Origin of the sequence: Streptomyces sp. NPDC093546 (genome assembly GCF_044765045.1) — a bacterium.
Lineage (GTDB): Bacteria > Actinomycetota > Actinomycetes > Streptomycetales > Streptomycetaceae > Streptomyces.
In genome coordinates, this window is the sequence record NZ_JBIWJG010000001.1 from 630,416 (window position 1) to 648,038 (window position 17,623).

The 17,623-nt window shown below is 71.9% G+C and carries 17 protein-coding genes; 13 read left to right on the forward strand and 4 right to left on the reverse strand.

Going from position 1 to position 17,623, the window contains the following annotated elements; genetic code table 11:
* The first annotated feature begins 48 nt into the window (after positions 1 to 48).
* The 6 genes from dxr to ACIRNI_RS02800 all read left to right on the forward strand — a co-directional run bounded on the left by dxr (position 49) and on the right by ACIRNI_RS02800 (position 7,285).
* A complete protein-coding gene (gene dxr / locus ACIRNI_RS02775; protein WP_356648915.1) occupies positions 49 to 1,299 on the forward strand; it encodes a 1-deoxy-D-xylulose-5-phosphate reductoisomerase in 1,251 nt (416 codons plus the stop codon).
* Entirely contained in the window at positions 1,296 to 2,597 is a 1,302-nt protein-coding gene (locus ACIRNI_RS02780) for a M50 family metallopeptidase (RefSeq protein ID WP_403547669.1), read from the forward strand. The genes dxr and ACIRNI_RS02780 overlap by 4 nt, the downstream gene beginning before the upstream one ends.
* A 179-nt stretch (positions 2,598 to 2,776) precedes the next feature.
* Entirely contained in the window at positions 2,777 to 3,934 is a 1,158-nt protein-coding gene (ispG, locus tag ACIRNI_RS02785) for a flavodoxin-dependent (E)-4-hydroxy-3-methylbut-2-enyl-diphosphate synthase (protein ID WP_355356131.1), read from the forward strand.
* Positions 3,935 to 4,067: 133 nt separating this feature from the next.
* Positions 4,068 to 4,913 carry a GNAT family N-acetyltransferase gene (locus ACIRNI_RS02790; protein WP_403547671.1) on the forward strand — a complete coding sequence of 282 codons (846 nt, stop codon included), beginning with the start codon at positions 4,068 to 4,070 and terminating at the stop codon, positions 4,911 to 4,913.
* Between the two features lie 15 nt (positions 4,914 to 4,928).
* Positions 4,929 to 5,522, forward strand: a complete 594-nt coding sequence (locus ACIRNI_RS02795; protein ID WP_403547672.1) for a GNAT family N-acetyltransferase — start codon at positions 4,929 to 4,931, stop codon at positions 5,520 to 5,522.
* A gap of 68 nt (positions 5,523 to 5,590) precedes the next feature.
* The gene (locus ACIRNI_RS02800; protein WP_403547674.1) at positions 5,591 to 7,285 is read left to right on the forward strand and encodes a proline--tRNA ligase; all 1,695 of its coding nucleotides are present in this window, start codon (positions 5,591 to 5,593) and stop codon (positions 7,283 to 7,285) included.
* Between the two features lie 17 nt (positions 7,286 to 7,302).
* Here the strand turns inward: ACIRNI_RS02800 and ACIRNI_RS02805 are convergent, their stop codons facing one another.
* From ACIRNI_RS02805 to ACIRNI_RS02820, 4 genes are all read right to left on the reverse strand, one after another.
* Positions 7,303 to 8,220: a slipin family protein gene (locus ACIRNI_RS02805; protein WP_403547676.1), complete on the reverse strand. Its 918-nt coding sequence runs from the start codon at positions 8,218 to 8,220 to the stop codon at positions 7,303 to 7,305.
* Between the two features lie 87 nt (positions 8,221 to 8,307).
* A complete protein-coding gene (locus ACIRNI_RS02810) occupies positions 8,308 to 9,201 on the reverse strand; it encodes an aminoglycoside phosphotransferase family protein (RefSeq protein WP_403547678.1) in 894 nt (297 codons plus the stop codon).
* A 159-nt stretch (positions 9,202 to 9,360) separates the two neighbouring features.
* Entirely contained in the window at positions 9,361 to 9,777 is a 417-nt protein-coding gene (locus ACIRNI_RS02815; protein ID WP_403547680.1) for a DUF4439 domain-containing protein, read from the reverse strand.
* Between the two features lie 30 nt (positions 9,778 to 9,807).
* Positions 9,808 to 10,374: a hypothetical protein gene (locus ACIRNI_RS02820; RefSeq protein WP_403547682.1), complete on the reverse strand. Its 567-nt coding sequence runs from the start codon at positions 10,372 to 10,374 to the stop codon at positions 9,808 to 9,810.
* 163 nt (positions 10,375 to 10,537) lie between these two features.
* On the opposite strand from ACIRNI_RS02820, the gene rimP reads away from it, so the two are divergent.
* The 7 genes from rimP to truB all read left to right on the forward strand — a co-directional run bounded on the left by rimP (position 10,538) and on the right by truB (position 17,520).
* A complete protein-coding gene (gene rimP, locus ACIRNI_RS02825; protein ID WP_403547684.1) occupies positions 10,538 to 11,035 on the forward strand; it encodes a ribosome maturation factor RimP in 498 nt (165 codons plus the stop codon).
* 2 nt (positions 11,036 to 11,037) lie between these two features.
* The gene (gene nusA / locus ACIRNI_RS02830) at positions 11,038 to 12,033 is read left to right on the forward strand and encodes a transcription termination factor NusA (protein WP_355356113.1); all 996 of its coding nucleotides are present in this window, start codon (positions 11,038 to 11,040) and stop codon (positions 12,031 to 12,033) included.
* 115 nt (positions 12,034 to 12,148) lie between these two features.
* Complete coding sequence (locus ACIRNI_RS02835) at positions 12,149 to 12,427, forward strand: YlxR family protein (RefSeq protein ID WP_403547686.1); 279 nt, start codon at positions 12,149 to 12,151, stop codon at positions 12,425 to 12,427.
* A gap of 150 nt (positions 12,428 to 12,577) precedes the next feature.
* Positions 12,578 to 15,673, forward strand: coding sequence for a translation initiation factor IF-2 (infB, locus tag ACIRNI_RS02840; protein ID WP_403547688.1), 3,096 nt, complete (start codon positions 12,578 to 12,580; stop codon positions 15,671 to 15,673).
* Positions 15,674 to 15,813: 140 nt separating this feature from the next.
* Positions 15,814 to 16,107 carry a DUF503 domain-containing protein gene (locus ACIRNI_RS02845; RefSeq protein WP_031074807.1) on the forward strand — a complete coding sequence of 98 codons (294 nt, stop codon included), beginning with the start codon at positions 15,814 to 15,816 and terminating at the stop codon, positions 16,105 to 16,107.
* Positions 16,108 to 16,171: 64 nt separating this feature from the next.
* Positions 16,172 to 16,624, forward strand: a complete 453-nt coding sequence (gene rbfA / locus ACIRNI_RS02850) for a 30S ribosome-binding factor RbfA (protein WP_403547690.1) — start codon at positions 16,172 to 16,174, stop codon at positions 16,622 to 16,624.
* Positions 16,621 to 17,520: a tRNA pseudouridine(55) synthase TruB gene (gene truB, locus ACIRNI_RS02855; RefSeq protein WP_403547692.1), complete on the forward strand. Its 900-nt coding sequence runs from the start codon at positions 16,621 to 16,623 to the stop codon at positions 17,518 to 17,520. The genes rbfA and truB overlap by 4 nt, the downstream gene beginning before the upstream one ends.
* Positions 17,521 to 17,623: the final 103 nt, after the last annotated feature.

Consider the following 17,623-nt stretch of genomic DNA (forward strand, 5'->3'; position numbering starts at 1 on the left):
CCCAGGGGCGCGGTCCTGGCACACGCCCGTTGCGGCAAGAATGGGGGCATGAGCGACAGCCCATCCCCCCTCGCAGACCCGCACATCGCCTTCGATCCGGCCGAAGGCCGCCGGGACATCGTCGTCCTCGGCTCCACCGGGTCCATCGGTACGCAGGCCATCGACCTGGTCCTGCGCAACCCCGACCGGTTCCGTGTCACGGCCCTGTCCGCCGCGGGCGGCCGGGCCGGGCTCCTCGCCGAGCAGGCGCACCGGCTGCGGGTCCGCACGGTGGCCGTGGCGCGCGAGGACGCGGTCCCGGCGCTGCGGGAGGCGCTCACCGAGCTGTACGGCTCCGAGCCGCTGCCGGAGATCCTCGCCGGACCGGACGCCGCCACCGAGGTCGCGGCCTCCCCCTGCCACACCGTGCTCAACGGCATCACCGGCTCCATCGGCCTCGCGCCCACCCTCGCGGCCCTCGAAGCGGGCCGCACCCTCGCCCTCGCCAACAAGGAGTCGCTCATCGTCGGCGGCCCGCTGGTCAAGGCGCTCGCCAAGCCGGGCCAGATCATCCCGGTCGACTCCGAGCACGCCGCGCTCTTCCAGGCGCTCGCCGCCGGCACTCGCGCCGACGTCCGCAAGCTCGTCGTCACCGCCTCGGGCGGCCCCTTCCGCGGTCGTACGAAGGCGGAGCTGGCCCATGTGACCCGCGAGGACGCCCTCGCGCACCCCACCTGGGCCATGGGTCCGGTCATCACGGTCAACAGCGCCACTCTCGTGAACAAGGGCCTGGAGGTCATCGAGGCCCACCTGCTCTACGACATCCCCTTCGACCGCATCGAGGTCGTCGTGCACCCGCAGTCGTACGTCCACTCGATGGTGGAGTTCACGGACGGTTCGACCCTCGCCCAGGCGACCCCGCCGGACATGCGCGGGCCCATCGCCATCGGGCTCGGCTGGCCCGAGCGCGTCCCGGACGCGGCCCCCGCCTTCGACTGGTCCACGGCCTCCACCTGGGAGTTCTTCCCGCTGGACACCGAGGCCTTCCCCTCCGTCGGCCTCGCCCGGCACGTCGGCGAGCTCGGCGGCACCGCCCCGGCGGTCTTCAACGCCGCGAACGAGGAGTGCGTGGCGGCGTTCCTCGACGGCCGGCTGCCTTTCACGGGGATCATGGACACGGTCACCGCGGTCGTCGCGGAACACGGCACACCCGGCACGGGAACCTCACTGACGGTGCCGGACGTCCTGGAGGCGGAGACCTGGGCCCGCGCCCGGGCCCGTGAACTGGCGGAGAAAACCATGGCGGAGGCTCGCGCATGACGATCCTGTTGACGATTATCGGCATCGCGATCTTCGCCGTCGGACTGCTCATCTCCATCGCCTGGCACGAGCTCGGCCACCTCTCCACGGCCAAGATGTTCGGCATCCGCGTCCCCCAGTACATGGTCGGCTTCGGCCCCACCATCTGGTCGCGGCAGAAGGGCGAGACCGAGTACGGCATCAAGGCCATCCCCGCCGGCGGCTACATCCGCATGATCGGGATGTTCCCGCCGGGCGACGACGGCCGGATCGAGGCGCGGTCCACCTCGCCGTTCCGCGGCATGATCGAGGACGCCCGCTCGGCGGCGTACGAGGAGCTCCGGCCGGGCGACGAGACGCGGCTGTTCTACACGCGCGCGCCGTGGAAGCGGGTCATCGTGATGTTCGCGGGCCCCTTCATGAACCTGGTGCTCGCCGTCGCCATCTTCGTGGGCGTCTGCATGACCTTCGGGATGCAGAAGCAGACCACCGAGGTCGCCGGGGTCCAGAAGTGCGTCATCGAGCAGAGCGAGAAGCGGGAGAAGTGCGCCAAGGGCGACCCGGTCTCGCCCGGACAGGCGGCCGGCCTCAAGGTGGGCGACCGGATCGTCGCCTTCAACGGTGAGCCCGTCCACGACTGGCCCACCCTCTCCGAGCGCATCCGCTCCACCATCGGCCCGGCCACCCTCACCGTCGTACGCGACGGCCAGGAGGTGGTCCTGCACCCCGAGCTCATCGAGAACAAGGTGATCGCGAAGGACGCCGACGGCGAGGTGATCCCCGAGAAGTACGTCCAGGCCGGGTACCTCGGCTTCGCCTCCAAGACCGTGATCGAGCCGCTCACCTTCGGCGAGTCCGTCGACCGCATGGGCGGCATGATCGAGGACGGCGTGGACTCCGTCATCGCCCTGCCGTCGAAGATCCCCGACCTGTGGGACGCGGCCTTCGGTGACGGCGAGCGCAAGGCCGACTCCCCGGTGGGCGTGGTCGGCGCCGCCCGGATCAGCGGCGAGGTGATGAACCTCGACATCCCGGCGCCGAACATCGTGGCGACGCTCCTGCTGTTCCTGGCGATGTTCAACCTCTCGCTCTTCCTCTTCAACATGCTGCCGCTGCTGCCGCTGGACGGCGGGCACATCGCCGGCGCCCTGTGGGAGTCCCTGCGCCGCAATGTGGCGAAGGTCTTCCGGCGCCCGGACCCGGGACCGTTCGACGTGGCGAAGCTGATGCCGGTGGCGTACGTCGTGGCGGGCATCTTCATCTGCTTCACGCTGCTCGTGCTGGTCGCGGACATCGTGAACCCGGTGAAGATCTCCTAGCGACGGCCGGGCCGGGCCGGGACCGCACCGCAGGAGTACGAGAGTGGGTACAGCCGTGCGAGTGGGGCGGGCGGCCGGACACCCCGTGGTGTCCGGCCGCTCCACCCCGGGGCTGTAACCTCAAACCTGGAGCCCGCCGATCTCGGGACCTCGATCCACACCTTGGGGTTGCACACCAGATGACCGCGATTTCTCTCGGTATCCCGTCCGTTCCCACCAAGCTCGCCGACCGGCGCACGTCCCGGCAGATCATGGTGGGCAGCGTCCCGGTCGGCGGCGACGCCCCGGTGTCGGTGCAGTCGATGACGACCACCCGGACGTCCGACATCGGTGCCACACTGCAGCAGATCGCCGAGCTGACGGCCTCGGGCTGCCAGATCGTGCGTGTGGCGTGCCCGACGCAGGACGACGCGGACGCGCTGCCGGTGATCGCCAAGAAGTCGCAGATCCCGGTGATCGCGGACATCCACTTCCAGCCGAAGTACGTCTTCGCGGCGATCGACGCCGGGTGCGCGGCGGTCCGCGTCAACCCGGGCAACATCAAGCAGTTCGACGACAAGGTCAAGGAGATCGCGAAGGCCGCCGGCGACGCCGGTGTGCCGATCCGCATCGGCGTGAACGCGGGCTCGCTGGACCAGCGCCTGCTCCGGAAGTACGGCAAGGCCACCCCCGAAGCCCTGGTCGAGTCGGCGCTCTGGGAGGCCTCCCTCTTCGAGGAGCACGGCTTCCGCGACATCAAGATCTCGGTCAAGCACAACGACCCGGTCGTGATGATCGCCGCCTACCGCCAGCTCGCCGCGGCCTGCGACTACCCGCTCCACCTCGGCGTGACCGAGGCGGGCCCGGCGTTCCAGGGCACCATCAAGTCGGCCGTCGCCTTCGGCGCCCTGCTGAGCGAGGGCATCGGCGACACCATCCGCGTCTCGCTCTCCGCGCCGCCGGCCGAGGAGGTCAAGGTCGGCATCCAGATCCTGGAGTCGCTGAACCTGCGCCAGCGCCGTCTGGAGATCGTCTCCTGCCCGTCCTGCGGCCGCGCCCAGGTGGACGTCTACAAGCTGGCGGACGAGGTCACCGCGGGCCTGGAGGGCATGGAGGTCCCGCTGCGCGTCGCGGTCATGGGCTGCGTCGTGAACGGCCCCGGCGAGGCGCGCGAGGCCGACCTGGGCGTCGCCTCCGGCAACGGCAAGGGCCAGATCTTCGTCAAGGGCGAGGTCATCAAGACCGTCCCGGAGTCGAAGATCGTCGAGACCCTCATCGAAGAGGCCATGAAGATCGCCGAGCAGATGGAGAAGGACGGCATCCCGTCCGGCGAGCCCTCGGTCTCGGTCGCCGGCTGACCCCGCCGTACACCCACGACGACAAGCCCCGCCGCACCCCGGCGGGGCTTCTCGCCGTCCGGCCGTCCTGCCACTCCTCCCGCGCCGCCAGGTACAGTGCCAGGACCCTGTCGGAACACGGTGAGGCCCCCTCGTGCTGACGCAGACCACCACCCGGGTCCTCGAACCCGGCGATCTCGGCGCCGCGCTCGCCATCCTGGAGAGCGACCCCGTCCAGAACGCGTTCGTCACCGCGCGCGTGCGGGCCGCCGGGCTCGACCCGTGGCGCCTCGGCGGCGAGATGTGGGGCTGGTACGCCGACGGGCGGCTGACGTCGCTGTGCTACTCCGGCGCCAACCTCGTCCCCATCTGCGCTACACCCGAGGCCGTCCGCGCCTTCGCCGACCGCGCCCGCCGCGCCGGGCGCCGCTGCTCCTCCATCGTCGGCCCCGCCGAACCGACCGCCCGGCTGTGGCGGTTGCTCGAACCGAGCTGGGGCCCGGCCCGCGACGTCCGCGCCCACCAGCCGCTCATGGTCACCGACCGGCCCTCGCCGGACGTCGCCCCCGACCCGCTCGTCCGCCGGGTCCGCAAGGACGAGATGGACGTGATCATGCCGGCGTGCGTGGCGATGTTCACCGAGGAGGTCGGCATCTCGCCGATCGCCGGCGACGGCGGACTGCTCTACCAGGCGCGCGTAGCCGAGCTCGTCGGCGCGGGCCGCGCCTTCGCCCGCATCGAGGACGGCAAGGTCGTCTTCAAGGCCGAGATCGGCGCCGCCACCCCGCAGGCCTGCCAGATCCAGGGCGTCTGGGTCGCCCCCGAGTACCGCGGCCGCGGCCTGTCCGAGACCGGCATGGCGGCCGTCCTGCGCTACGCCCTCGCCGACGTCGCACCGGTCGTCTCCCTGTACGTCAACGACTACAACGCCCCCGCCAGGGCGGCCTACCGGCGCGTCGGCTTCCGCGAAGTCGGGGCCTTCATGAGCGTCCTGTTCTGAGGCTAGGGTTCGCCCATGGAAGACGTGGATGACGTGCGGGACGCGGAGGACGCCGGCGACGTCGTGGTCGGACCGGTCGACCTCGCCGCGCGCGTGGACGCGGCCCTCGCCGTACAGGCCGTCGCCTTCGGGCTGAGCGAGGACGAGATCGGCGTACGCCGCCACATCGTGCTGCGCCACCTGCTCTGCCCCGGCGCCACCTCCTACGGCGCGACCACGCCCGGCGGGCGGCTCGTCGGCTTCGTGTACGGGATGCCCAACGACCGCGCCCACTGGTGGTCGACGGTCGTCCAGCCCTACCTCGTCCGCGAGGGCAACGAGAGCTGGCTCGACGACTCCTTCGTCATCACCGAGCTCCACGTCCACCCCGCGTACCAGGGCCGGGGCCTCGGCCGTCAGCTCATCACCACCATCACGGACGCCGCCGCGCAGCCACGCTCGATCCTCTCCGCCATCGACGTGGAGAGCCCGGCCCGGATGCTCTACCGCTCCCTCGGCTACCGCGACCTCGCGCGCCGGGTCCACTTCCCGAGCGCGGCGAGGCCGTACGCGGTGATGGGCGCGCCGCTCCCGCTGCGGCGGCGCGGCGACGCCCCGCAGGGGAACTGATTTCCGCCGGGCGGTGACCCAGGGCTAACCTCCTAGGCATCACACTTTTCACCGCAGGAGAGTTCCCCATGGCCCAGGTCCAGCGCATGTCCCGGTTGATGGTCAAGACACTGCGCGACGACCCGGCGGACGCCGAGACGCTCAGCCACAAACTGCTCGTCCGCGCCGGTTACGTCCGCCGCAACGCCGCCGGCATCTGGTCCTGGCTGCCGCTCGGCATGAAGGTCCTGGAGAACGTCGCCCGCGTCGTCCGCGAGGAGATGGACGCGATCGGCGGCCAGGAGGTGCTCCTGCCGGCCCTGCTGCCCAAGGAGCCCTACGAGGCGACGGGCCGCTGGAACGAGTACGGCGCGGAGCTGTTCCGCCTGAAGGACCGCAAGGGCGGCGACTACCTGCTCGGCCCGACGCACGAGGAGATCTTCACGCTCCTCGTCAAGGACCAGTGCACGTCCTACAAGGACCTGCCGGTGATCCTGTACCAGATCCAGACGAAGTACCGCGACGAGGCGCGTCCGCGCTCCGGCATCCTGCGCGGCCGCGAGTTCCAGATGAAGGACTCGTACTCCTTCGACACCACCGACGAGGGCCTGGCCGAGTCGTACCGCCTGCACCGCGAGGCGTACATCAAGATCTTCACGCGCCTGGGCCTGGAGCACAAGATCGTCTCGGCGGTCTCGGGTGCCATGGGCGGCTCCGCCTCCGAGGAGTTCCTGGCCCCGGCCGCCGCCGGCGAGGACACCTTCGTCTACTGCCCCTCCTGCGACTACGCCGCCAACACCGAGGCCGTCACCCACCCGCTGACGCCCGTCGACGGCTCGGCGCACGGCCCGGTGGAGGAGCTGGACACCCCCGACACGCCGACCATCGAGACGCTCGCCGCGCACCTGGACGTACCGGCCGCCGCGACGCTGAAGAACCTGCTGGTCAAGGTTGACGGCGAGATCGTCGCCGTCGGCGTGCCCGGCAACCGCGACGTCGACCTCGGCAAGCTGGAGGACCACCTCGCCCCGGCCACCGTCGAGCTCGTCACCGCCGAGGACTTCACCGGCCGCCCCGACCTCGTCCGCGGCTACGTCGGTCCGCAGGGCCTGGACAAGGTCCGCTACATCGCCGACCCGCGCGTGGCCCCCGGCACCGCCTGGATCACCGGCGCCAACAAGCCGGGCACGCACGCGAAGAACGTCGTCGTGGGCCGCGACTTCGAGGTCGACCAGTACCTCGACGTCGTCGAGGTCGAGGACGGCGACCCGTGCCCCAACTGCGGCACCGGCCTGAAGATGGACCGCGCCATCGAGATCGGCCACATCTTCCAGCTCGGCCGCAAGTACGCCGACGCCCTCCAGCTCGACGTCCTTGGCCAGAACGGCAAGCCCGTCCGCGTCACCATGGGCTCGTACGGCATCGGCGTCTCCCGCGCCGTCGCCGCCCTCGCCGAGCAGCACGCCGACGAGCAGGGCCTGTGCTGGCCCCGCGAGGTCGCCCCGGCCGACGTCCACGTCGTCGCGGCGGGCAAGGCCCTCCAGACGGAGCTCGCGCTCGACGTCGCCGACAAGCTCGGCGAGGCGGGCCTGCGGGTCCTGGTCGACGACCGGGCCGGGGTCTCCCCGGGCGTGAAGTTCACCGACGCCGAGCTCATCGGCGTACCGAAGATCCTCGTCGCGGGCCGCCGTTCCGGCGAGGGCGTCCTGGAGCTGAAGGACCGCCGCACGGGCGAGCGCGAGGAGCTCACGGTCGACGAGGCGATCGCCCGCCTCTCCGCGTAAGCGCCCGGCGCCCGGCCTCACATACAGCCCGCCGTACCGGTGTCGTCCTCCCGCACGTCGTGCACGTGCGGGGAGGCCGGCGCCGGTTCGCGTTTCTGCTCGTGGTCGTACGCCTCCGGCGGCAGCGGCTCGTGCGTGTGCGGTTCGTGGAGGTGGAGCCCCTGGGCCGGCTCGGGCTGCGCGGCCCGCTCCAGGAAGCGCAGCAGCTCGACGGGGAAGGGCAGCACCAGCGTGGAGTTCTTCTCGGCGGCCACCGCCACGATCGTTTGCAGCAGCCGCAGCTGGAGGGCGGAAGGCGTCTGCGACATCACGCCCGCCGCCTCCGCGAGCTTCTTCGACGCCTGCAGCTCGGCGTCCGCGTTGATCACGCGGGCGCGCCGCTCGCGGTCCGCTTCGGCCTGGCGGGCCATCGAGCGCTTCATCGTCTCCGGCAGCGAGACGTCCTTGATCTCGACGCGGTCGATCGTGACGCCCCACTCCACGGCCGGATTGTCGATCATCAGCTCCAGGCCCTGGTTGAGCTTCTCGCGGTTGGACAGCAGATCGTCGAGATCGCTCTTGCCGATGATCGACCGCAGCGATGTCTGCGCGATCTGCGAGACCGCGAAGCGGTAGTCCTCGACGCGGATGATCGCCGCCGCCGGGTCCACGACCTTGAAGTACACGACCGCGTCCACGCGGACCGTGACGTTGTCCCGGGTGATGCCCTCCTGGGCGGGCACCGGCAGGGTCACGATCTGCATGTTGACCTTGTTCAGGCGGTCGACGAACGGGACGATCATGGTGAATCCGGGTGCCCGGACGCCGCTGCGAAGCCGCCCGAACCGCAGCACGACGCCTCTCTCGTACTGCTTGATGACCCTCGCCGCGGCCGCCAGGTACACCGCGCCCGCCGACCCCGTCGCCGCGGCCGCCGCCACCAGTTCCTCGACCATGACAACCCCCTTACGGGTGCGTTATGCCCAATATCGCACCTTTGGGGCCGTTCGGGGGAGATGGGAAGTCGGACCGCCCGTACGGTCCTACAGCCAGCCCGCGAACTCCATCAGCAGCTCCCCGTCCTGCCGCCGCCCCGCCGCCAGCGCCCTGGTGCCCGACTCCACGGCCCGGAAGAGCGTCCAGCCGCGCAGCCGCTCACGGTCCACGTCCAGCGAGTCGGCCAGCCTGCTCACCCGGCGGCGCGCCACCGAGGCGCCCGAGGCCGTTGCCACCAGGTCCTCCACCCGGTCCCGCACCAGCCGCGCCAGGTCGTACGCCCGCTCGCCCACCACCGGGTCCGGCCCCACGGCCAGCCACGGCGCCCGCTCCCCGCCCAGCACCTTGCCCTGCCGGAACGCCCCGTGCAGCAGCAGCTCCTCGGGCGGGGCCGCCACCAGCTCCTCACGGGCGTCGAGCGCCGCCGTCACGAGCGCGGCGGCCTCCGCGTCCTTGCCCGCCCGCATGGCCTCCGCCTGCCGCGCCGTCCGCTCGGCCACCGACTCGAAGCCGTGCCCGGCGGGGGGCTCCACCCACAGCCGCCGGACCGTGCCCGCCGCCTCCAGCAGCGCCTTGGCCTCCGGCAGCGAACGCAGCGAGACCTCCGTGTGCAGACGCTCCAGCAGCAGCCCGGGCCCCTCGGCGTCGAGGAGCCGTACCGCCCCCCAGCCGTTCCAGTGCGCGAGCGCGGCCCGCTCCAGCTCCGGCGCGGCGAACGGCGGCGCGACCTTGAGCGCGGCCGGCTCCCCGGACGGCTGCCGTACGAGGACGACGACGCCGCTGCGCCCGCCCGGGACGACGACCCGCTCGGCCTCCAGACCCCGCCGGTCCAGCGCGTCCGCCACGACCCCCGGGACCTGGTCCAGCCAGTCCCGCGCGGCCGCGTCCCCGTACATCTCGCCCAGCGCCCGCACCAGTCGCTGCGGCGGTTCGAAAGCCATGCGTGCGTTGTTCCCCTTCGACGCCCTGCTCAAGTTCTCTTCGGTCGCGTTCCGCGCTTCGCTACCGCTGTGGGCAGATGCCGCCTTCGCCACGCGGCGGAGCCGCATATCGATGCAGCCAGGCAACCTCTACCCTCCGCTACAGCTCAGCTCAGCTGCTCACCGGCGTTCGGTGAGACCGGGAAAGGCTACGCCGCTGCCGCGCCACCGCACCGCCCGCACCGCCGCCTCCCGCAGGGCGCCCGCCGCCTCGCGCCGCAGCGGGCCCTCGGCCGCCCGGACCAGGTCCGCGTAGACGCCCGCCACCCGGTCCTCCAGCTCGGCGGCGAGCCGTACGGCCGCGGCCGCGTCCGGCACCGCGAACGGCAGGGCGTATCCCGCGGCCGCGGCGGCGGGCTTCGCGCCCAGGTCGCGCGCGGTACGCGCCAGTGAGTCCCGCCGCGCGCGGTGCGCGGCGTACGCGGCGGACGCCTCGGCCCGGCGCTCCTGGCCGACCCGGGCGCCGACGACCCCGTACCCGTACACCGCCGCGTGCTCGGCGGCGAGTGCCGCCTGGACGGCGTCCAGGGCGCTCATGATCGGCTCTCCTCTCGTGGCGTCGGCGCTCTACGCGTCGGCGGTCAAAAGGTACGCGTGCGCGGCGGCCGCCGCGGCGACGGACGCCAGCAGCCGCGCGTACTCCGGCGGGGCGGCCGCCAGCGCGGCGGTGTGCGCGTCCGAGGCGCGGCGGGCGGCCGCGGCCAAGTGGGCCAGCGCGGCGGCCGGGTCCTTCGGTACCGGCTCTCGCGAGGGCGAGGGCGAGGGGCTCGTCCCGGCCGCGGGCGGGGCCGCGGCCTCGGTGCGCGGCGTCGGGGTCGGGGACGCGGCCCGGCCGGTGCCGTCCTCCGCGAGCGCCGCCGTGTGCGCGGCGACCTGGGCGCGCAGCGGGAACAACCGCGCGCCGAGCGAGGGGTGCGCGGCGAGGACCGCGTCGTACTGCCCGAGCAGCGCGGCGCTCACGGCGGTGCAGCGGCCGCGCAGCCGCGCCGCCGCGCGCGCCGCGCGGTCGGCCGCCGACGCCGAACGCGCGGAGCCGCCGTCACCGGCCGAGCAACCGGCCGCCCACAGCCCCGCCGTGGCGACCGCGCCCGTCGCGATGAGCGCACGCCTGCGTGTCGTACCCCTGCGCCCCACGCGTCTCTCCCATCGGCCACATCGGCCCGCCGGCGAAGATCATCGCAGGCGAGCGTACCCGCGGGTCCCGCGAGGTGGACGGCAACACCCCCCGCGACCGGATACCCTTTGCTCTGACACGCGACGATCCCACAACAGCACACGCGGCCGAGGAGTCACCCGGATGAGCACCACCCAGAGCGAAAGGCTGCGCGGGCTGCTGGAACCGCTCGTCAGCGCCCAGGGTCTGGATCTGGAAGAGATCGAGGTGTCACGGGCCGGCCGCCGCCGGATGCTCCGGATCGTCGTGGACTCGGACGAGGGCGTGGAACTCGACGCCTGTGCCGAGGTGAGCCGCGCCATCTCCGACAAGCTCGACGAGACGGACGCGATGGGCGACGAGGAGTACGTCCTCGAAGTGAGCTCGCCGGGCGCCGACCGCCCGCTGACCGAGCACCGCCACTACGTACGCGCCACCGGCCGCCTGGCCCGGCTCCAGCTGCGCGAGGGCGGCGACCTGGTGGCCCGCATCCTCTCCGTGGACGACGACGGCCTCGATCTCGAGGTGCCGGGCGTGAAGGGGCGCAAGCCCACCACCCGCCGCGTGGAGTTCCCGGACATCGCGAAGGCGCGCGTGGAGATCGAGTTCAACCGCAAGGACAAGAAGGAAGAGGAGGCGTAGCCGTGGACATCGACGTGAAGCTCCTGAGGGGCTTGGCACAGGAGAAGGAGATTCCCTTCGACCTGCTGGTCGAAGCCATCGAGTCGGCCCTCCTCATCGCCTACCACCGCACCGAGGGAGCCCGCCGCCACGCCCGTGTCGTGCTCGACCGGCAGACCGGTCACGTGACGGTGTGGGCGAAGGAGGACCCGGCCGACCTGGAGGAGGGGCAGGAGCCCAAGGAGTTCGACGACACCCCGTCGGACTTCGGCCGCATCGCGGCGAGCACCGCCCGCCAGGTCATCCAGCAGCGCCTGCGCGACGCCGAGAACGACGTGACGTTCGGCGAGTACGCCCGCCGCGAGGGCGACATCGTGGCCGGCATGGTGCAGCAGGGCAAGGACCCCAAGAACGTCCTGGTGAAGCTGGACGACAAGCTGGAAGCCATCCTTCCGGTGCAGGAGCAGGTGCCGGGCGAGGAGTACACGCACGGCCTGCGCCTGCGTACGTACGTCGTCCGCGTCGCCAAGGGCGTGCGCGGCCCGTCCGTCACCCTTTCGCGGACGCACCCCAATCTGGTGAAGAAGCTCTTCGCCCTGGAGGTCCCGGAGATCGCCGACGGTTCCGTCGAGATCGCCGCGATCGCCCGTGAGGCCGGTCACCGTACGAAGATCGCCGTGCGGTCCACCCGTTCGGGGCTCAACGCCAAGGGCGCCTGCATCGGCCCGATGGGCAGCCGGGTGCGCAACGTCATGGCCGAGCTGCTCGGCGAGAAGATCGACATCGTCGACTGGTCGGACGACCCGGCCGAGATGGTGGCGAACGCGCTCTCACCCGCACGGGTCTCCAAGGTGGAGGTCGTGGACATGGCCGCCCGCTCCGCCCGGGTGACCGTGCCCGACTACCAGCTGTCCCTGGCGATCGGCAAGGAGGGGCAGAACGCCCGTCTGGCCGCCCGCCTCACCGGCTGGCGCATCGACATCCGCCCCGACACGGAGCAGCCCTCCGAGCAGGGCTGAGCGTTCCGGGAATAGATCCCGTCGTGGTCACGTTGTGCCACAGCGAGATCACGACAACAACCGTTCGATTTTTGCCCCAAAGGGGTGAGGTCGGTGCGGGGAGGTAGACTTAAGCGTGTCTGGCCGGACGCATGCCCGCGCATGCCCTGAGCGAACCTGCGTGGGATGCCGGGAGCGGGCGGCCAAGCGTGAACTGCTGCGCATCGTGGTGATCGACGGCGCCTGCGCCCCCGATCCACGCGGTACGCTGCCCGGCCGGGGTGCATACGTGCATCCCGCCTCGGTCTGTCTCGACCTGGCGGTCCGCCGAAGGGCGTTCCCCCGGGCCTTCAAGGTCCAGGGACCGCTCGAAACGGCGGATGTCCGCCAGTACGTCGAGCAGCCGGCACCGTAAGAAAGAAGTACGGCACGGAAAACCGTGCGGTCAGGTACCTCGCGAGTCTGGAAGTAGGTCGAGATTGCGATGAGCACTCGATGAGTACGCGATGAGTACGCCCATGAAGTAGCGACGGTCCGGCGGTAACCCGGACCTAAAAGGAGCGAAGTGGCTAAGGTCCGGGTATACGAACTCGCCAAGGAGTTCGGTGTGGAGAGCAAGGTCGTCATGGCCAAGCTCCAGGAACTCGGTGAATTCGTCCGTTCGGCGTCTTCGACCATCGAAGCGCCGGTTGTACGCAAGTTGACTGACGCGCTGCAGGGGCCCGGCGGCAACGCCGGCAAGTCCGCAGCCAAGCCCGGCGCGCCCCGCAAGGCCGCGCCTGCCAAGCCTTCCCCCGCCGCGCCGAGCCGCGCCGAAGGCACCCCCGCCGCCCCCGCGCCCTCCCCGGCGCAGGCGGCTCGTCCCGCTGCTGCCCCGAAGCCCGGCGCCCCCGCGCCGAAGCCCGCGGCGGCCGAGAAGCCCTCGACGCCGGCCGCCGGCCCGCGTCCCACCCCGGGTCCGAAGCCGGCCCCCGCGGCGCCCAAGCCGGCGCCCGCGTCCCCGGCTCCGGCCAACCCGGAGTTCACCGCGCCTCCGTCGGCCCCGGCCGCCGGTCAGCGCCCCGGTGGCGCCACCCCCGGTCCCCGTCCGGCCGCACGGCCCGGCCAGGGCTCCGGTCAGGGCGGTGCCCGTCCCGGCGCCCCGCGCCCCGGTGGCGAGCGCCAGGCCCCGCGTCCGGGCGGTGCCCGTCCCGCGGGTCCGCGTCCGGGCAACAACCCCTTCACCTCCGGTGGCTCGACCGGCATGGCGCGCCCGCAGGCGCCCCGTCCCGGTGGTGCCCCGCGTCCGGGTGCCGGTGCGCCCGGCGCCGGTGGTCCGCGTCCGCAGGGCGCCGGTCAGGGCGGTCCCCGTCCGCAGGCCGGTCCCGGTGGGCCGCGTCCCACGCCCGGCTCCATGCCGCGGCCCCAGGCCCCGCGTCCGGGTGGCGGCCCTGCCGGTAACCGCCCGAACCCGGGCATGATGCCGCAGCGTCCGGCTGCCGGCCCGCGTCCGGGCCCCGGTGGCGCCGGTCGCGGTCCCGCCGGCGGCGGTGCCCGTCCGGGTGGCGGCGGCGGTCGTCCCGGCTTCGCCGGTCGTCCCGCCGGTCCCGGTGGTGGCGGCGGCGGCTTCGCCGGCCGTCCCGGTGGCGGTGGCGGCGGCGGTCGTCCCGGCGGTCCGGGTGGCGGCGGCTTCGGTGGCGGCGGTGGCCGTCCCGGCTTCGCCGGCCGTCCCGGTGGCCCCGGTGGCCGTGGTGGCACGCAGGGCGCCTTCGGCCGTCCCGGCGGTCCCGCGCGTCGTGGTCGCAAGTCGAAGCGGCAGAGGCGCCAGGAGTACGAGGCCATGCAGGCCCCGTCGGTCGGCGGCGTGATGCTGCCTCGCGGCAACGGCGAGACCGTTCGCCTGTCGCGCGGTGCGTCCCTCACCGACTTCGCGGAGAAGATCAACGCCAACCCGGCGTCGCTCGTCGCGGTCATGATGAACCTCGGCGAGATGGTCACCGCCACGCAGTCCGTCTCCGACGAGACGCTGCAGCTCCTCGGCGACGAGATGAACTACACGGTTCAGATCGTTTCCCCGGAGGAGGAGGACCGCGAGCTGCTCGAGTCCTTCGACCTCGAGTGGGGCGAGGACGAGGGTGGCGAGGAGTACCTCGCGCCGCGTCCGCCGGTCGTGACCGTCATGGGTCACGTCGACCACGGTAAGACGCGACTGCTGGACGCGATCCGCAAGACGAACGTCGTCGCGGGCGAGGCCGGCGGTATCACCCAGCACATCGGTGCGTACCAGGTCGCGACCCAGGTCAACGACGAAGAGCGCAAGATCACCTTCATCGACACCCCGGGTCACGAGGCGTTCACCGCCATGCGTGCCCGTGGTGCGAAGTCCACCGACATCGCGATCCTCGTGGTGGCGGCGAACGACGGTGTGATGCCCCAGACGATCGAGGCGCTGAACCACGCCAAGGCGGCCGACGTGCCGATCGTGGTCGCGGTCAACAAGATCGACGTCGAGGGCGCGGACCCGGTCAAGGTGCGCGGTCAGCTGACCGAGTACGGCCTGGTGGCCGAGGAGTACGGCGGCGACACCATGTTCGTCGACATCTCCGCCAAGCAGGGTCTGCACATCGACTCGCTGCTGGAGGCCGTGATCCTGACGGCCGACGCCTCGCTCGACCTGCGGGCCAACCCGGAGCAGGACGCGCAGGGCATCGCGATCGAGTCGCACCTCGACCGCGGCCGCGGCGCCGTCGCGACCGTCCTGGTCCAGCGCGGCACCCTGCGGGTCGGCGACACGATGGTCGTCGGCGACGCGTACGGCCGCGTCCGGGCGATGCTCGACGACAAGGGCAACAACGTCGAGGAAGCGGGTCCGTCGACCCCCGTCCTGGTCCTGGGTCTCACCAACGTCCCGGGCGCCGGCGACAACTTCCTCGTCGTCGACGAGGACCGCACGGCCCGCCAGATCGCCGAGAAGCGCGCTGCGCGTGAGCGCAACGCCGCCTTCGCCAAGCGCACCCGCCGCGTGTCCCTCGAGGACCTCGACAAGGTGCTCAAGGCCGGCCAGATCCAGGAGCTCAACCTCATCATCAAGGGTGACGCTTCCGGTTCGGTCGAGGCGCTCGAGTCGTCCCTGCTCCAGCTGGACGTCGGCGAAGAGGTCGACATCCGCGTCCTGCACCGCGGTGTCGGTGCGGTCACGGAGTCGGACATCGACCTGGCCATGGGCTCCGACGCCATCGTCATCGGCTTCAACGTCCGCGCGGCCGGCCGTGCCGCGCAGATGGCGGAGCGCGAGGGCGTCGACGTCCGGTACTACTCGGTGATCTACCAGGCCATCGAGGAGATCGAGGCGGCCCTCAAGGGCATGCTCAAGCCGGAGTACGAAGAGGTCGAGCTCGGTACGGCGGAGATCCGCGAGGTCTTCCGCTCGTCCAAGCTGGGCAACATCGCGGGTGTGCTCATCCGCTCCGGCGAGGTCAAGCGCAACACCAAGGCGCGCCTCATCCGCGACGGCAAGGTCATCGCGGAGAACCTCAACATCGAGGGTCTGCGTCGCTTCAAGGACGACGTCACCGAGATCCGCGAAGGCTTCGAGGGCGGTATCAACCTCGGAAACTTCAACGACATCAAGGTCGACGACGTCATCGCGACGTACGAGATGCGCGAGAAGCCGCGCGCCTGATTCCCAGGTGCGGCAGCCGGGGCCGGTCGGCGGAGGAATATCCGTCGATCGGCCCCGGCCGTTCCGTGTACGGTTCTTGTGTCCCTGCCAAGTGGTTGGCAGGACCACCGAACCCGAACCGGCGGGACATCCGGCTCTTCATGTATGTGGGGACTCTGTCCTTCGACCTGCTCCTCGGCGACGTACGGTCGTTGAAGGAGAAGCGCTCCGTCGTCCGCCCGATCGTCGCCGAGCTCCAGCGCAAGTACGCGGTGAGCGCGGCCGAGACCGGCGACCAGAACCTCCACCGCAGGGCCGAGATCGGTCTCGCGATGGTCTCCGGAGACGTCGGGCATCTCACGGAGGTACTGGACCGGTGCGAGCGCATGGTCGCCGCCCGGCCCGAGGTGGAGCTGCTGTCCGTACGGCGGCGGCTGCACACCGACGAAGACTGATCGTGCAAAGGGCGCGAGACGTGCGGGACGACACCGCACAGCGCAAGAAAGAGGAGACGGACCAGTGGCCGACAACGCGCGGGCGAAGAAGCTGGCGGACCTGATCCGGGAGGTGGTGGCACAGAAGCTCCAGCGCGGGATCAAGGACCCGCGGCTCGGCACGCATGTGACCATCACCGACACCCGGGTCACGGGGGACCTGCGGGAGGCGACCGTCTTCTACACCGTGTACGGCGACGAAGAGGAGCGCAAGGCCGCCGCCGCGGGCCTGGAGAGCGCCAAGGGCGTGCTGCGGTCCGCCGTCGGCGCGGCGGCGGGCACCAAGTTCACCCCGACGCTGACCTTCGTGGCGGACGCCCTCCCCGAGACCGCCAAGACCATCGAGGACCTGCTGGAGGTGGCCCGCGCCTCGGACGCCAAGGTGCGCGAGGCGGCCTCGGGCGCCGCGTACGCGGGCGAGGCGGACCCCTACCGCAAGCCGGGCGACGACGAGGACGAGGACGCCGCCACCGAATGAGCCAGCACACCACGACGCCGGACGGACTTGTCATCGTCGACAAGCCGTCCGGCTTCACTTCGCACGACGTCGTCGCCAAGATGCGCGGGATCGCCAAGACCCGGCGCGTCGGCCACGCGGGGACGCTCGACCCGATGGCCACCGGGGTCCTCGTCCTCGGCGTCCAGAAGGCGACCAAGCTCCTCGGTCACCTCGCGCTGACCGAGAAGGAGTACCTGGGCACCATCCGCCTCGGGCAGAACACCATCACCGACGACGCCGAGGGCGAGATCACCTCGTCCACCGACGCGTCCGCCGTCGTCCGCGAGGCCGTCGACGCCGAGGTCGCCAAGCTGACCGGCGACATCATGCAGGTGCCGTCCAAGGTCAGCGCCATCAAGATCGACGGCAAGAGGTCGTACGCCCGCGTGCGTGGCGGCGAGGAGTTCGACATCCCGGCCCGGCCGGTGACGGTCTCCTCCTTCCAGGTGTACGACATGCGCGAGGCGGTGGCGGAGGACGGGACGCCCGTCGTCGACCTCGTCGTCTCGGTCGTCTGCTCCTCCGGTACGTACATCCGCGCCCTCGCCCGCGACCTGGGCGCCGGCCTCGGCGTCGGCGGCCACCTCACGGCGCTGCGGCGCACCCGCGTGGGCCCGTACAAGCTGGACGCGGCGCGCACGCTCGACCAGCTCCAGGAGGAGCTGACCGTGATGCCGATCGCCGAGGCGGCGGCCGCGGCGTTCGCGCGCTGGGACGTGGACGAGCGGCGGGCGAAGCTGCTGCTCAACGGCGTACGGATCGACATGCCGGCGTTCGATACGGCACCGGTCGCGGTGTTCGGGCCCGGTGGCGGGTTCCTCGCGCTCGTGGAGGAGAAGGGCGGCAAGGCCAAGAGCCTCGCGGTCTTCGCCTGACACCCTCGCCCCGCAGAATTCACCCGGTTGGCGAGGCGCTCGAAGCGAACACGGGGAGCGCTCGGGGGCGCTTTCCGTGCGGCTCCTTCTCGCGGTGATCATT

Excerpts from the sequence above, each read along its gene's own strand:
- dxr (WP_356648915.1), top strand. The coding sequence starts at position 49 with ATGAGCGACAGCCCATCCCCCCTCGCAGACCCGCACATCGCCTTCGAT.
- ACIRNI_RS02780 (WP_403547669.1), top strand. The coding sequence starts at position 1,296 with ATGACGATCCTGTTGACGATTATCGGCATCGCGATCTTCGCCGTCGGA.
- ispG (WP_355356131.1), top strand. The coding sequence starts at position 2,777 with ATGACCGCGATTTCTCTCGGTATCCCGTCCGTTCCCACCAAGCTCGCC.
- ACIRNI_RS02795 (WP_403547672.1), top strand. The coding sequence starts at position 4,929 with ATGGAAGACGTGGATGACGTGCGGGACGCGGAGGACGCCGGCGACGTC.
- ACIRNI_RS02800 (WP_403547674.1), top strand. The coding sequence starts at position 5,591 with ATGGCCCAGGTCCAGCGCATGTCCCGGTTGATGGTCAAGACACTGCGC.
- ACIRNI_RS02805 (WP_403547676.1), bottom strand. The coding sequence starts at position 8,220 with ATGGTCGAGGAACTGGTGGCGGCGGCCGCGGCGACGGGGTCGGCGGGC.
- ACIRNI_RS02810 (WP_403547678.1), bottom strand. The coding sequence starts at position 9,201 with ATGGCTTTCGAACCGCCGCAGCGACTGGTGCGGGCGCTGGGCGAGATG.
- ACIRNI_RS02815 (WP_403547680.1), bottom strand. The coding sequence starts at position 9,777 with ATGAGCGCCCTGGACGCCGTCCAGGCGGCACTCGCCGCCGAGCACGCG.
- rimP (WP_403547684.1), top strand. The coding sequence starts at position 10,538 with ATGAGCACCACCCAGAGCGAAAGGCTGCGCGGGCTGCTGGAACCGCTC.
- ACIRNI_RS02845 (WP_031074807.1), top strand. The coding sequence starts at position 15,814 with ATGTATGTGGGGACTCTGTCCTTCGACCTGCTCCTCGGCGACGTACGG.
- truB (WP_403547692.1), top strand. The coding sequence starts at position 16,621 with ATGAGCCAGCACACCACGACGCCGGACGGACTTGTCATCGTCGACAAG.